The sequence below is a fragment of the Holophagaceae bacterium genome, assembly GCA_016720465.1.
Taxonomy (GTDB): domain Bacteria; phylum Acidobacteriota; class Holophagae; order Holophagales; family Holophagaceae; genus JANXPB01.
Window position 1 is genome coordinate 1345804 of sequence record JADKKO010000004.1, and the last position, 13213, is coordinate 1359016.

General features: G+C 63.0%; 10 protein-coding genes. 4 read left to right on the forward strand and 6 right to left on the reverse strand.

Features of this window, described 5'->3' with window-relative positions; translation table 11 throughout:
* Positions 1 to 9 precede the first annotated feature (9 nt).
* Positions 10 to 3204, forward strand: a complete 3195-nt coding sequence (locus IPQ13_13280; protein ID MBL0211862.1) for a PD40 domain-containing protein — start codon at positions 10 to 12, stop codon at positions 3202 to 3204.
* Positions 3205 to 3742: 538 nt separating this feature from the next.
* Positions 3743 to 4513, forward strand: coding sequence for a hypothetical protein (locus IPQ13_13285; GenBank protein MBL0211863.1), 771 nt, complete (start codon positions 3743 to 3745; stop codon positions 4511 to 4513).
* Positions 4514 to 4964: 451 nt separating this feature from the next.
* Here the strand turns inward: IPQ13_13285 and IPQ13_13290 are convergent, their stop codons facing one another.
* The 3 genes from IPQ13_13290 to IPQ13_13300 are packed head-to-tail and all read right to left on the reverse strand — an operon-like array spanning position 4965 to position 7036.
* A complete protein-coding gene (locus IPQ13_13290; protein ID MBL0211864.1) occupies positions 4965 to 5870 on the reverse strand; it encodes an alpha/beta fold hydrolase in 906 nt (301 codons plus the stop codon).
* 20 nt (positions 5871 to 5890) lie between these two features.
* The gene (locus IPQ13_13295) at positions 5891 to 6373 is read right to left on the reverse strand and encodes an SRPBCC family protein (GenBank protein ID MBL0211865.1); all 483 of its coding nucleotides are present in this window, start codon (positions 6371 to 6373) and stop codon (positions 5891 to 5893) included.
* 18 nt (positions 6374 to 6391) lie between these two features.
* Positions 6392 to 7036, reverse strand: a complete 645-nt coding sequence (locus IPQ13_13300; GenBank protein ID MBL0211866.1) for a TetR/AcrR family transcriptional regulator — start codon at positions 7034 to 7036, stop codon at positions 6392 to 6394.
* Positions 7037 to 7732: 696 nt separating this feature from the next.
* Here IPQ13_13300 and IPQ13_13305 point away from each other — a divergent pair.
* Positions 7733 to 8299: a hypothetical protein gene (locus IPQ13_13305; GenBank protein ID MBL0211867.1), complete on the forward strand. Its 567-nt coding sequence runs from the start codon at positions 7733 to 7735 to the stop codon at positions 8297 to 8299.
* 103 nt (positions 8300 to 8402) lie between these two features.
* Here IPQ13_13305 and IPQ13_13310 read toward each other — a convergent pair whose 3' ends face one another.
* Positions 8403 to 9965: a hypothetical protein gene (locus IPQ13_13310; protein ID MBL0211868.1), complete on the reverse strand. Its 1563-nt coding sequence runs from the start codon at positions 9963 to 9965 to the stop codon at positions 8403 to 8405.
* Positions 9966 to 10341: 376 nt separating this feature from the next.
* Between IPQ13_13310 and IPQ13_13315 the strand changes: the two genes are divergently transcribed.
* Entirely contained in the window at positions 10342 to 11445 is a 1104-nt protein-coding gene (locus IPQ13_13315; protein ID MBL0211869.1) for a hypothetical protein, read from the forward strand.
* 98 nt (positions 11446 to 11543) lie between these two features.
* Here the strand turns inward: IPQ13_13315 and IPQ13_13320 are convergent, their stop codons facing one another.
* The gene (locus tag IPQ13_13320) at positions 11544 to 11915 is read right to left on the reverse strand and encodes a cupin domain-containing protein (protein ID MBL0211870.1); all 372 of its coding nucleotides are present in this window, start codon (positions 11913 to 11915) and stop codon (positions 11544 to 11546) included.
* Complete coding sequence (locus IPQ13_13325; GenBank protein MBL0211871.1) at positions 11912 to 13153, reverse strand: DUF418 domain-containing protein; 1242 nt, start codon at positions 13151 to 13153, stop codon at positions 11912 to 11914. The genes IPQ13_13320 and IPQ13_13325 overlap by 4 nt, the downstream gene beginning before the upstream one ends.
* Between the last annotated feature and the right edge of the window lie 60 nt (positions 13154 to 13213).

Consider the following 13213-nt stretch of genomic DNA (forward strand, 5'->3'; position numbering starts at 1 on the left):
GAGTCTTTGATGCTGAGCTGCCGTGTTTCCGCCCTGCTGCTTTCCGCCTGCGCCCTGGTGGCCCAGGACCGCGCCCCGCGCTTCGTGGGTTCGCCGGATGTGAACGGCGACCGCGTGGTGTTCACCTGGGAAGATGATCTCTGGCTGGGCTCGCTGAAGGGCGGTCCCGCGCGGCGGCTCACCACCCATCCGGGCCTGGAGACCGCGGCCCGCTTCAGCCCCGACGGCAAGTGGATCGCCTTCAGCGCCCAGTACGACGGCGGCACCCAGGCCTACGTGATGAGCGCGGAAGGCGGCGCGCCGAAGCGCCTCACCTGGGCGGGCGGCGCCACGGTGCAGGGCTGGACGCCGGACAGCCAGCAGGTTCTCTTCAAGACCATTTCCAACTACGATTTCCGGCCGGTGGAGCGGCTCTTCACCGTGGATCTCGACGGCCATGAGCCCGAGGCGCTGCCTGTGCCGCGGGGCGTGCAGGGCACCCTTTCGCCGGACGGCCAGCGCCTCGCCTACAGCACCAAGGGCGTGGTGGAGTACTACTGGAAGCGCTACAAGGGCGGCCGCCACCAGGATCTGTGGGTGGCGGATCTGAAGGCCAGGCGATTCGAAAAACTCACCGATTACGTGGGCCGCAACGGCGCGCCCATGTGGGCCAACGGGAAGGTGCTCTTCGTTTCCGACCGCGGCAGCAACGGCATCACGAACCTCTACGCCGTGGACCCCGCCACCAAGGCCGTGGAACCGCTCACGGACCTGAAGGCGTTCGATGTGCAGCAGCCCAGCACCGATGGCCGCACGGTGGTCTTCGTGCAGGGCGGCTACCTGCAGTCGCTGGATCTCGCCACCAAAGTTGTGCGCCGCGTGGAAGTGTCCACCACCACCGACGGCTGGAAGGCCGCGCCTCGTCCCTTGAATCCCAAGGACTGGATCCAATCCATGAGCCTGGCGGGGAGCACCGCCGTGTTCGAGGCCCGGGGCGAGGTCTTCCTGGTGCCCACGGACGCCACGAAACCCGCCACAAACTTGACGAAGACACCCGGCGTGCGCGAGCGTATGCCGCGCCTCTCGCCGGACGGCAAGCGCGTGGCCTACTTCAGCGATGCCAGCGGCGACTACGATCTTTATGTGCAGGCCGTGGACGGCGCGCCCGAGCGGGTTCCCACGGGCTTGAAGACCGCGCTCTACCACCTGGAATGGAGCCCCGACGGCACCAAGATCCTGTTCGGCGATAAGAGTTTTGCCATCTACGTGATGGATATGGCTACAAAAAAGCTCACTAAGGTGGATGAGTCCCACGAACTGAAGAACGATGAGTTCACCTGGGAAGTCAGCGACTACGCCTGGGCGCCGGATTCCCAGTGGATCGCCTACAGCTTCGTGGAACCCAACCGCAACAGCCGCATCTATCTCCACAACCTCGCCACCAAGCAGAAAGTGGCGCTGACCGACGATTTCTACGATTGCGTGAACCCGCGCTTCGATCTGGATGGCAGCACGCTGTACTTCCTTAGCTACAGCAATTTCCACACGAAGCTCGATCCCAGCCAGGACAACCACATCCAGTCGGCGCCGACCCAGGTCATGGCCGTGAAGCTGAAGACCGTTGAGGATAAAGGCGTCTTCCGCATCGATGCGGCGGGCCTCTCGGACCGCATCGCGCCGCTCCCCGTGAAGGCGGGCAACTTCTTCCATTTGAAGGCCGGGAAGGGCCTGGTGGGCTGGGACGAAGTCGAAGGCTGGAACGATGATGTGGTGGAAGAACTCTACGTGCCCGGCGGCGCCGACAAGTGGAAGCTGCACCTCTACGATCCCGCCGCCAAGAAGGATAAGGAGGCGGTGCTCAACGACACCCTCAGCGATTGGACCTTCGATGCCGAGGGCAAGCGGGTGATCCTGCGCAAGGGCGGAGCCTTCCATACGGGCGAAGCTTCCGCCTTGTTCGCCTCGAAGGCTCTGCCGGAGAAACTGGACCTGGAGCGCATGACCATGACCGCCGCGCCCCGCGAGGAGTGGAAGCAGATCTTCGAGGATGCCTGGCGCTGGTACCGGGACTTCTTCTACGACGTCAACATGAACGGCAATGACTGGAACGCCATCGGCGCCAAATTCCGCGCCTGGCTGCCGGACCTGAACTCCCGCCAGGAACTGAACTGGCTGCTGAGCCAGATGGTGGGCGAACTGAACGTGAGCCACACCTACGTGAGCGGGGGCGATTTCGGTCCCGCGCGGCCCCTGCCGAACCCGGTGTTCCCGGGCCTTCTGGGCGCCGACTTCAGCGCCGAGAACGGCGTCTACCGCTTCGCGAAAGTCTATGGCCCCACGCCCTATGCCCGGGATCTCAAGGCCCCGCTCGCGGATCCCGCGCCCAAGGTGAAGGAGGGCGAATACCTGCTGGCCATCGACGGGAAACCGCTGCGGGCCCCCGAGGCCATCCAGGCCCGCCTCCAGGTCGTCAAGGGCCAGAAGGTGCGGCTCACCGTGAATGGCAAACCCACCCTGGAAGGCGCCCGCACCATCGATGTGGAGCCTGCCTCCAACGACTGGAACCTGCGCTACGAGCGCTGGATCGCGAACAACATCGCCGCCGTGGACAAGGCTTCCAACGGCCAGTTCGGCTACATGCACCTGACGGCCATGGGCGACCAGAACATCGGCCAGTTCGACAAGTACTGGCACGCCTTCCGCTACAAGAAGGGCATCGTCATCGATGTGCGCGGCAACGGCGGCGGCTGGACCGAGTACTTCATGATCGACAAGCTGGAGCGCAAGCAGGTGGGCTTCAACGTGCTGCGCGGCATGGGGCCGTTCCGCTACCCGAACACGGCCTCCGACGGCCGCTATGTGTTCCTGAGCAACGAGCAGAACGGCAGCGACGGCGAGGCTTTCCTCATGCACGTGAAGGCGCGCAACCTCGGCACCATCGTGGGTGTGCCGAGCTGGGGCGGCCTGGTGGGCATCATCAACGCCCAGCGCACCCTGGACGGCGGCACCGTGCACCAGAGCAACAACGCCTTCTACGGCCGCGAAGGAAAGTGGTGGGTGGAGAACCACGGCGCCGACCCGGACATCACCGTGGAGAACGATCCCGCCAGCGCCCTGCAAGGCCACGACCGCCAGCTCGAAGTGGGCATCGAGACCCTGCTGAAGCAGTTGAAGGAGAACCCCACGCCGGCCTTCCCGCCGGTGCCGGCGTATCCGAAGCGGTGAGCTCGGATAGCCGGGGAAGAAGCTTGAAGTGAGACAAGGAAAGGGCCGCGACAGCGGCCCTTTCCTATGAGTTTGGACAATCAGGGTGATCAGAGAATGGGGTTCGTGAAGGCAGGTGATCACACGGACAACCCAATATCTTTGTCCCCGTGAATCCCCGGCGAAAAAGCTTTTCCAGCCGGGGATGGACGGGGATGAAAACAAAAATACGGGAAATTTAAAATACGAACCACCCAAATGGCCATGCTGATGGTGAAGCTGCCTGATTTAAGCCAGCAGGTTGGTTCGTGCTTCGTGTGATTGCTACATCAGAAATTCTGTAATTAAAATTTGGCCACAAAGGGGCACAAAGTACGCAAAGAAGTTCTTTGTGACCTTTGTGCCCCTTTGTGGCTAATTTTCATTTTTTGTGATGCTCCGATGATGGATCGAGTCTAATGTCGTTCCCGGTCATTCGCGAAATTAGCCTTTTGATCAAGAACAATTTCAAATGTTGCTGTAGTGGAGATAATTTTCATCAGCGATCAAGGAGAAGGCAATGAGTACTTCGAGCAGATCAATTTGGGAAACATTGCTCCAAGTTCTGAATGAATTCTCCGACAGGCCTAACTTCCTTCATAAAGAAACAGTGCTAGATAACATGGCCGAACGGATTCACTTAGATAGAGATGCCCAGGGACGTGAAGTACTCGCAATCTGGGATGACCTATTTCGCTTGGGGATCATCGGGACTGGCTACAGTTTGCAAGACCCAAACCCACCGCGCTACCACTTGACCGACCGCGGTAGGCGAACCCTTTCAAACTTGAGCCGGGATCCCGCCAACCCCGATGGCTACCTTGCCACGTTGAGGGCCGCTGGCTCACTCTCCGCCGTTGCTGAATCCTATATTTCAGAGGCAGTCGAGACCTACAACCGTACTTGCTACAAGGCGGCAGCGGTAATGGTTGGCTGTGCGAGCGAGGCATTGATTCTGGAACTTCGCGATGTGGTTATCGCTCGACTTGCTGTTCATGGACGCAAGCCCGCAAAAGGACTCCTGGACTGGCGAGCAAAGATGGTTCTCGATTCGGTAGCCGCTGAACTGTCATTGCATGACGAATCTATGCCTGTGAAATTGCGTGAGGCATTCCACTACAATTGGCCCCCGTTTCTACAACAAATCAGGGCCGGTCGGAATGATTCGGGTCATCCGAGCAGTGTCGCCCCAATATCAACCGAGACCGTCCATGCTTCGTTGCTCATCTTCCCTGAGTTGCTCAAGTTGACCTCAGATCTCATGAAGTGGATTACCGCGTCTATGCCGTAGATCTCTGCACTGCACAATCGGACAACTCAACCAAGCAGCCAGAAAAGATCTAAAGAGAGACATGAAAGAACCCCATCGAAGGGGGGCTGGGCTCGACGATTGCGCTACCCTTTCGTCCACACAATACCCATTGCTTCAAGTCGGATTAAGTGTTCAGGGCTGAGGTTGCCCTGCTTTCGAGCCATCTACAGTTTACAAAACAACGCACCTAATGATGGGGTGCGCGTGGTGGACGAAAGCCCTTTGTAGACGGCGCGCAGCCTGGCTCCGTTCGCCATCACGCCGCAGGAGCAGCAGTTCTTCCTGCAGGCCGAACGGCTGGGCAACCATGCGGTGGATCTGGCTTTCACCGATGCGTTGCTGCAGGCTCTTGATTCGCCCCGGTCGCTTAACCCCGAGGCCCTGCGGCCGAGGGTACGGCCCGTGAGCGGGAAAGGCCCTTCCTGATGGACTACCCGGCCCTCAGCGCGGGTTCGAACAACTCCGCCTCGAACCTTTGGACGCAGCTCGTGAACCTCAGTCCTTCCGAAAGAAAGGCCACGGCTTTTTCCTGCACGTCCTTGGCTTTCAGGATGCGGCGATGGCCCAATCCCTCGGTGCGGCGCAATTCCGCGCCAGGCCAGGAGGCGGCGATGGCCGCGCCCTCTGAAAAGGGCACATCTCCGTCATCGGCATCGTGGATGACCTGAAGCGCGAGGCGCATCCGCGGGGCGAGGGCGGGCACTTCCAACTGGTCCCAGGTGAAGCCGAAGCGGTCCGCGAAACGGCGGCAGAATTCGGGAGCCTGGGCGTCTGGCAGGCCCAGGAAGGCGAGGAACTGCTCATAGTAGGCGCGGGCCCTTGCGGGAGGCGCGATGAAGCAAGCCTTTTCGATCCGCGCTCCCCGCGAGAGGGCCACCGCGGCCGCGGCGCAGCCCAGGGAATGGGCCACGATTCCGTGCACCGGACCCATGCCCAGGATCACGGTTTCCAGGGCCGAAGCGAAGTGGATGATCGACGCCTGCCTGCCGCCGCTGGCTCCGTGGGCGGGGCCGTCGAAGGCGACCACCCGGTAGCCCGCGTCCACCAACGGGGCGATGAAGCCGCGCAGTTGGCCCGCGCGCCCGCCCCATCCGTGCAGCAGGATCACCGTCGGGGCTGTGCCCTGTTTGGGGCCCCAGGCCCAGGCCGCCAGATGGCTGCCTTCGAAGGGCACGCGGAAGGCCCGCCCCGTGGCCAGCGCGTCCGCCTCGGCCGCCGGAATGGGATGTCTGGGCGGCGTGAGGAAGAGCATTTCCGCGAGCTGCGCGGCCAGGGGCGTGGAGAGGGCCCGGACGCCTCGAAAGGCGTGGCGCATCAGGTGGAACCTCAAGGGCATGGCTCTTCTCGTTTTCTTCATCATGCCCTCCGGCCCAGGCGGCGCAGGATCCGCACTGCCAGGCTGTGCCTGCGCTGGGGCAGCGGCTCGCCCAGGGCCCGGGCGGCGTTGTCCAGGGCATCCTCCACGCAGGCGTCGTGGAGCCAGCGGAGCGCCAACGGCCAGGTGAGGCGCATGCCGCCTTTCACATCGGCCTGGATGGTGTGGCTCAGGCGGGAGCGTCCTTCGCCGACCGCCTCGATGTCGAAGCCGTGCCAGCCGATGAAGCCCTCCGGCGCGGTGAACCGGAACCGCAGCGACCGGCCCGGATCGAAGGAATCCACCACGTAGCGGATGGGGCCGTGGCCGCCCGCGGCGCCGGGCCGCAAGGGGCCGTCGAAGCGCATGGGAGGCCAGCGGTGGCTGGGCCAGAGGCGGTCCTCGGCGGTCCCCAGCTTGTCGAGCAAGGCGGCCAGGCGCGCGGTGTCCACGGGGTATTCGCGGCTATGGATGTTCGTGACCATGCTTTGCCTCCCGGCGATTCAGCGCAGTTGGAACCGGGTGCCGACCGGCGCGTAGAGCTTCAGGCGGTCCCGGATGGCCTTGCGGGCGAAGGTGAAGACGATGGCGTCCCGCTGCAGTTGGTAGGCGTTGTTGGCGCCCATGGCCAGGCTGTTGAATTCCCAGGCCAACTGGCGGGGGTCGGCCTTCCGGTCGAGTTCGCCGAGCTCCTTGGCCTCCTTCACCAGCCGCGCCAGGGAATCCACCCATTCCGCCATGCAGGCGGCCACCTGATCCTTCACCGGCCCGGGCCGGCTATCGAATTCCGCGCTCACGGCGGTGAAGAAGCAGCCGCCCCGGAACACCTCGCGCTCCGCGTAGTCCAGCCAGGTGGCGATCACCGAGCAGAGCCGCGGCAGCCCCTTCCGCGCCTTCAAGCCCGGCACCATCACTTCCTGGGCGAAGAAATCCCGGGCTGCCTGGATGGTGGCGAGCTGCAGCTCCTCCTTCGATCCGAAATGCGCGAACAGCCCGCTCTTGCTCAGGTCCAGCGCCTCCGCCAGGCTCCCGATGGTGAGGCCATCCAGGCCTTCCACCGAAGCGATGTCCATGGCCTTGGCCAGGATCGCCTCCCGGGTGTGGCTGCCCTTGCGGATGCGGGGTCCGGCTGCGGTCGTAGCGCTCATGATTAAAAAATAGAACGATCGTTCGTACTGTCAAGAAAAAAATTACCTGATGGTCCCCCAACTTAAGCCAGTCATTTTTAAGGTTCTTCACGGAATGGTGTTTTTAAGACGCCACGGTGCCTGCTCTTAACGGAAGCAGTCGCTACGTGCCACTTCCCGCATATCCGTGAAGAGCCATTTTTAAAGATCAAAAACCCAGCCACAGATTCCACAGATTCCACAGATCTTCAAGTGCCGTCGGCCCGGAAGGAGCAATTTTTCCCCTCCAGCTATCAGGCGCAGTGCGTCTTCCTGCTTACTTTGTTCGCAGAGCTGGAACCTCTCTGCTCCGCATGGACCAACCGGTTTTCAGGGGGGCGGCCCATGCTACCTGCCGGGAGCGAGCCTCATTTCTCCACTGTTCGCGGTTTTCAATCTGTGGAATCTGTGGAATCTGTGGATTCTTAGTCCATTTCTCCCATCGTTGCCAATCCATTCCAGGCTGAGGTTCGGGGATGATCAGGAAAGATCAATGGCAGAAAGCGCCCCTTCGTGTTCCGCGCCTCGAAGAGGGAATGTGCTCTCCAAGGCGCCGCCACACTATATTGTTTGGATGATCCCGACCGCGAACGCCTGCTGCCTGAGAGGCCGGCAGCAAACACACCAACCTATGAGGGTTCGATCTTGAATATTCTGGGGCCAGCTTCAGAAGCGGAAATGGTCGGGGCTTTCCTTCAGGGTGAAATTGATTCACCTCGATTCCAGGACTACATCCTCCCAAACCTGGATGCCGCGCCAAGGGGCCGCGCCCTGATCGACCAGCCAGACTTCAACGACGGCGGAGAGAACGACTATCGGGCGTCGCTGCTGGAAGCCGGCCGAGGGTATGAACGGCGATCCTTGCTCTTCGCGGGTTTCCCCCATGATGTGGTTTGGAGCAGAGCCCTGTTGGCGGAGCCCGACTTCGAAACCGTCAAGTACGGGAAATGGGCCCCCTGGATCCAGTATTCCGACGGCACCCGCTGGACCAGGCGCGCCGCCGAGAACTTCAGGCAGGGCAAATTACGAGGCGAAACGGTCCAGGACATCGTTGGGACCCTTCGACGGCTGGCCGCCGGCGAACGGCTCGCTCCGATCATCATGGTCGGGAAGTCTCTATGCGCGACGGAATTCGTCCTGCTGGAAGGCCATGTGCGATCCACCGCGTTCCTATTGGCGGGCGGGAGCCCGATGGAGGCACTGGTCGGGGTCTCGCCGGACATCCCTAATTGGCTTCCGTACTAGGAAGGAAGGGGCCTCAAGCTATCCGGGTGCCGGACAGGGACACGCTCCAGCACGCTGCCCCCTTTGTGGGGGGCGGAATCGGGTTTCAGGCTTTGCCGGCCATTCACGGGGTGAGCACGAACCAATTCGGGAAGGCACCGGTTGTCGTGAACGTCTCTCCTGAGCAGGAGAGGGGATCGCTGTCGCGGGTGGTGCGCGCGAGGATGAAGTTGCCGCGGGCCTTCGCGCCCCGGGCGAGGTAGGACGCGAAGAGCGTGTCGCTCACCAGGTCGAACCAGGATACGTAACGCATGCCATAGGGCGTCTGCACGCGCACGGCGATATCGAAGTCGTGGGCTACCTCAGCCAGGTCTGGGTACTCAAGGCGCGCGTGCCCGATCGGGTCGCCGGCCGCGAGGACGGTCCCCGGCACGAGCGCAGCGGAGGCGAGATCGATGTGGAAGAGGATGAACGTGAACTCGGGATGCAGGGTCGAACGGATTTGGAGCTGCTTGTTCTGGAGGCCGACGCTGGCGCCATGGCCCTCCGGATCGACGCGGACCACGATTCCGTTCACGGGGGAGCGGACCGGAACCGTCCCGTTCACGCGGTAGGCGGGGAAGGGCGCGAAGTAGTGCTTCATGCTGCGGCAGGTCTCGCAACCGTCGGAGTAGTCATGGCCGGCGGCCGAGCGGAACAGGGAGATCTCCTGGATCTTCGCCAGGTCGGTGAAGTCCGTGTCGACGAAACGGATCGTCGTTGGCGCGTCGCAGGCGCGCGCGCAGTCCGGGACGAGGGTGGACGGTTCCATGCGCCAGGCGCCGGTGCTTCCGGGGAGGGTCAAGGTTCCAACGAGGTTTGCGCCGTTCGGATGGCCGGTCACCAGGATGATCTCCCCCCCGCCGAAGTCGAACGTGATGGTCAGGATCCCGGCGGTATAGTCACCCGTCCCAAGAGGCCAACGTGCGTTGCAGGAAACCTCCGCCGTGAGCGCGGTCCCCGTCTGGACGAGATGCATCGGCATCACCTGGTCGTCCAGATCGCCGGCCAGGAGCGCGAAGGACCACTGTCCCGTGAGATTCGCAGGGCCCACCGTCACCACCAGGATTCCTTCGGCTGAGGCCGCGCCCCTGCTGTCCGTGGCGACGGCCCGCAAGGTGAAGGAGCCTGCGGTCGCCGAGGCGAAGTTCAGCGTGCTGCCCGTGATGGCAGCCCCGCTCGTGCTCGTGGCGTAGGTGATGGCATCCCCTTCAAGGTCTGTGGACGCCAAGGCGTACGTGCCCGTCTGGCCCGCGTTCAGGGTTGCGGGACCCGTGATCGTTGGCGCGCTTGGGGCGCTGTTGATGACGACAGTCACCGTCACGGCGGCGGTCGCGGGTGTTCCGGTCCCTGTGACCGTAAGCGTAAAGGTCCGGGTCGCGGCAAGGACTCCGGTTGAAACGGGGGTCCCGCTGAGGACGGATCCAATCCCCTGATCGATGGTTCCAGAGCCGCCGGAAAACACTGCCTTCAGCGAGGTGCTTGTCCCCGCAGAGATGGAAGCCTGGGCTGAGGTGAAGCTGCCGATGGAGGGGGCTGGAACGGGGGGATCCGAGGGCGTTCCACCGCCTCCGCAGAAGGTCAATCCAAGGGCGAGAAGCACACCCAGAATCATGGAAGGGCAGCGGGAATAGCAGGAGAATCGCATCACTCACCTCGAATCACGAATCCGGAAAACGTCCACCTTGATGGTGCGAATTCCGTGAATGGCAAATTCAATCGCCCCAAGAGGGGTGTGGGGATTCCGGAGTTGTTAACAAGGGAGTGCGCCCATCATACCCAGCTGGAACCCTGATGGGAGGCGACTGATTCTTAGGCCCGGCCGGCCGGGCCGCCGCCTACCTAGAACTCGCTGCCTTCCTCATTTCTGGTGGCGCCGGGAGATGGCGATAACGCTCCCTGGCTTCTCATCCAGATTGCCGGGACAGCAAAAGCGGCAGCAATCCCTTTGCCTTGATAGACTCAATCCGTCGGGAGTGGCCCAACGGGTTTGCGATCGAAAAAGGGATCGCCTGGAGCGTCGCGTGTTTGGAAGGACTTCAGAAGGCAGCACTGGACGGCTTGTGCAGCTCTGCGCGGGCTATTTCCTGTTCTATGTGGCCACGGGACTCATCGTGAAATTCTTCACTGGCAGCGTGGACGGCGCCGCGCCGCGCATGAACGACATGGCCTTCCTGGCCTACAACACCTTCGGGGCCAACCTCACCTGCCTGATCCCCGTGCTGGTGCTGGGCTGGTGGCGGATGGACAGCATCCGGCCCATCCGCGTGGGCCCCTGGGAGATCCCTTCGGAATTGCTGTACATCGTTCCCAGCGGGGTCTGCACCGCGGTGGTCATCCCCACGACCACGCTGATGTACACCCTGCCGATCTCCGTGATGGTGGCCATGGTCATCATGCGGGCCAGCGTCATCGTCATCGGCCGCGTGGTGGATGGCGTGCAGATCGCGCAAGGGATTCTGACTAAAAAAGTCTACTGGGAGGAGAACGCCGCCGTGGCCTTCGCGGTGCTGGCGGCCAGCATCGAGCTGATGGGCAGCAATGGGAGCAAGGGCGGGAGCTTCGACTTCATCCACAACCGCGCGGCCGTGGTCATACTGACGAGTTATATCGTTGCCTACGCCATCCGCATCTACATCATGAACTACTACAAGAACACCCGGCCCAAGGGCGTGCCCTTGAACAACCGCGCCTTCTTCGCCACGGAACAGATCGCGGCCTCCATCGCCATGGTGGCCATCGCCACGTTCGTGTTCTTCTCCCCTCGTTTCATCTCCGGGTGGGGAGAACTGCGCCAGGTCGCGGATTTTGTCACATCCATCCAGTCGCCCTTGCCCACGTGGTTGTGGGCCTCGCTGTCCGGCGTGGCCTTCGGCATCGTGGCTTTCTTCAGCGTCTTCATCTTCATGTTCAAAGGCCGCACCGCCACGTTCACGGGGCTGGTGAACCGGCTCACGTCCCTGGTGGCGGGCACCACCGCCACGCTGCTGGGCTGGGTTTTCTTCGGCAGCAAGTTCCCGACCTTGCAGAACTGGGTGAGCCTCGGCTTCGTGCTGGTGGCGGTGGCCTTCCTGACCCGCGCCGAACGCAAGCGGGCCGAGGAACTCAAGGCGGCCAAGGAAATCTGATCCAACGCTGGATTTATTCAGACTGCTTACTGCCAGATTTCCCTTTGTCTCGCGTATCGGCGCTGTGCCAATTTTCCACGATTGAAAGGGACTCGGCATCAAAGGGGTCGCAGCTGCTCGGCGAGCGACCGGGTCTTTTCGGTGAGGACCGTTCCCGTGTGAAGCGTGGACTTGGGCTCGATGAGCAGGACGTGGCATTCCTCCTCTGCGATCGGATTGTGCCGGACACCCTTGGGGACGACGAACATCTCTCCTTCCGCAAGATCCACCGGGCCGTCTTCCAGCTCGATGCGGAGGGACCCTTTGAGGACGAGGAACAGCTCATCTTCATGCTCGTGGCTGTGCCAGGCCAAAGCGCCGTGGAGCTTGGCGGCCTTGACGTAGACATTCTCGATTTCGGCGATGACGCGGGGCGACCAGAGTTCCGTGAGGGCCGCGGCGACGCGCTGCGGAGAGGTGACGGGGTTCATGCGATCTCCTTGGAGGCGAGGGTGGCCGTGGCGAGGGGGGCCGGGACGGAGGGCAGCGCCCCGTAGGTCATCCGCCGCCAAAGCCATTCGGCGGGGCCCATGGGAAAGCGGGCGAGCCAGGCGTGGCTGCTCCAGGCCTGGAGGGCGAAGAAGGCGGTCCCGCCGAAGATGCACGCACTGACGGACACTTGGCCATAGAGCCCCAAGCCGTAGCCGTTGAACACGAGGGTGCAGACCGCGGACTGAAGCAGGTACTGGGTGAGGGCCATGCGGCCCAGGGGCGCGAGCAGACCCAGCCTTGCGCGCCACCAAGGCCGCCGCAGCAGGAGCAGGATGCCCGCGGCGTAGCCGACGGTGAGGGCGGGCCGGGCAAAGAATGCGGTCAGCTTGATCAGCACACGGAAGGGCCGCGGAATCCCAGCCACCGCCGCGTGCAGCGCTTCCTGGGGCACCAGGTTGGCCAGGAACCCCAGGAGGAAGCAGCTGTAGAACAGAAGGCGCAACGCGCGCAGATGCTTTTCGGGTTCCGCGAGGAAGCCCTTCTTCCAGAAATACACGCCCAGGATGAAGAAGGGCAGCAGTGCGGGAAGCCGGTTCGTCAGCCGCATGGGCCCGATGACCTGCAGCATCTCCCAGCTCCGGAATTTCAAGGCCTCGAGCCAGGAACCCGCGCCGTAGTGCTGCAGCCCCATGCGGTAGAAACCCGCCGGATCCTGCTCCAGCCGTCCGAGCAGCGGCAGGAAGGGCAGGGCGATGAGCAGGGAGACGAGGAGGAGCAGGGGGATGGACCAGAGGATCCGGCCTGGGCGGAGCCGGAGGAAGGGCAGCACCATGAGGCTGATGAGGGCGTAGTCCAGCAGGATGTCCACGTTCCAGAGCAGGAAGCTGTGGGCCAGGCCGAAGAGGGCCAGGGCGCCCACCCTTCGCAGGGCGAAGGCCGTGTAGGCGCGCCCCGACCGATCGGCGCTTTCCAGCTGGATGGCGAGGCCCACACCGAAGAGCAGCCCCAGAAGCGCGGCCGCCTTGCCTTCCAGGAAGGTATGGCGGAGGAAGGACAGGACCTCTCCTCCCCAGCCCATGGGATAAGGCAGCTTGGCTTGCAGGGCCCAGCTGGCGCCGCTGAACTCGTCGAGATTCACGAGAAGCACCCCCAGGAGGGCCAGCCCCCGCAGTACGTCCAGCGCGAGGAGGCGCGCGCCGGGGGCGACGGGCTGGAGATTCTGGTCGATGAGGGTCAAGACGCCTCCGGGGTTGCGGCGGCCTCGACCCTCCATGGGGGAATGGGGACGCAATGGTTT

Coding starts and splice junctions, on each gene's coding strand:
- IPQ13_13285 (MBL0211863.1), top strand. CDS start 3,743: ATGAGTACTTCGAGCAGATCAATTTGGGAAACATTGCTCCAAGTTCTG.
- IPQ13_13300 (MBL0211866.1), bottom strand. CDS start 7,036: ATGAGCGCTACGACCGCAGCCGGACCCCGCATCCGCAAGGGCAGCCAC.
- IPQ13_13310 (MBL0211868.1), bottom strand. CDS start 9,965: ATGCGATTCTCCTGCTATTCCCGCTGCCCTTCCATGATTCTGGGTGTG.
- IPQ13_13295 (MBL0211865.1), bottom strand. CDS start 6,373: ATGGTCACGAACATCCATAGCCGCGAATACCCCGTGGACACCGCGCGC.
- IPQ13_13290 (MBL0211864.1), bottom strand. CDS start 5,870: ATGCCCTTGAGGTTCCACCTGATGCGCCACGCCTTTCGAGGCGTCCGG.
- IPQ13_13320 (MBL0211870.1), bottom strand. CDS start 11,915: ATGAACCCCGTCACCTCTCCGCAGCGCGTCGCCGCGGCCCTCACGGAA.
- IPQ13_13280 (MBL0211862.1), top strand. CDS start 10: ATGCTGAGCTGCCGTGTTTCCGCCCTGCTGCTTTCCGCCTGCGCCCTG.
- IPQ13_13305 (MBL0211867.1), top strand. CDS start 7,733: ATGGTCGGGGCTTTCCTTCAGGGTGAAATTGATTCACCTCGATTCCAG.